The organism is Dehalococcoidia bacterium, assembly GCA_030018455.1.
In the GTDB taxonomy this organism is placed as follows: domain Bacteria; phylum Chloroflexota; class Dehalococcoidia; order DSTF01; family JALHUB01; genus JASEFU01.
Genome location: JASEFU010000001.1, coordinates 653,141 through 654,140 on the forward strand (window position 1 = coordinate 653,141; position 1,000 = coordinate 654,140).

A 1,000-nucleotide genomic window follows, 5' to 3' on the forward strand; every position below is an offset into this window, starting at 1 on the left:
AGCGTCGAGGAGCTTGTGCCGGCGTCGAGCGAGGCGGTGGTGCTGGCGATACAGCAGGCAACGGGGGCGCTTCTGGTGAGTCCGCGCGGCTCTTTGACGATCGGCCGTGGCGACATCCTGATAGTTTTCGGCAGGGAACGGGATATTGAGGTGTTCGCGCGGCATGGAAGGGAAAAGACGGCCGGTGGGCAGGTGAGACCGCCGCTGCCGAAGACGACCCCTCCGGAGCCGGTATGACCGCCGCACAGCGACTCGCAGTCGCCGCAATCCTCGCGCTGGCCCTCACCGTCGCCGGCGTCCTCGGTTACATGCTGCTCGAGGGCCTAACCTTTTTCGACGCCGTCTATCAGACGGTCACCACCGTTACCACCGCCGGGTTCGGCGAAATCCAGCCTTTGGGTTTCGCGGGCCGTCTCCTGACCATCGTCCTCATCAGCGTGGGTGTTATCATCATCCTGTTCGTGCTGACGACGATCTTGCAGGTCGTCCTCGAAGGCGAGCTCGGGCAGGTCCTGGAGGTGCGAAGAATGAAGCGCAAGATCGAGGCGCTCCGAGACCACTTCATCCTCTGCGGTTTTGGGCGCGTGGGCGAGGAGATCGGGCGGGAGTTCACGCAGCGCAAGATCCCCTTCGTGGTCGTGGAGTCGAACCCGGAGGCGATAGGGCGTGCGCGGGAGAGGGGGTATCTGCTGGTAGAGGGAGACGCGTCGTCGGACGCAGTGCTGCTGGAGGCGGGGATAGAGAGAGCGCGGGGTCTTTTAGCGGCGTCGGACTCAGATGCGGGGAACACGTACATAACGTTAACGGCGAAGGCGATGCGGCCGGAGATGCTGGTAGTGGCGCGAGCGGGGCAGCCGCAGAACCAGGAGAAGCTGCGTCGTGCGGGTGCTGACCGTGTGATATCGCCGTATCTGATAGGTGGTAGGCGGATGGCGTTGTCGGCGTTACAGCCGTTGGTAGTGGACTTTGTGGACACGCTGGTTGGTGGTGGTAGGTTAAG

At 63.5% G+C, this 1,000-nt stretch carries 2 protein-coding genes; both read left to right on the forward strand.

The features are described 5' to 3' along the window. Window positions 1-237: hypothetical protein (locus tag QME71_03145; GenBank protein ID MDI6857293.1), on the forward strand; the 237-nt coding region annotated here is incomplete at its 5' end. Further along, on the forward strand, window positions 234-1,000 hold a 767-nt coding region (locus QME71_03150), incomplete at its 3' end, for a potassium channel family protein (GenBank protein MDI6857294.1). The genes QME71_03145 and QME71_03150, both read left to right, overlap by 4 nt.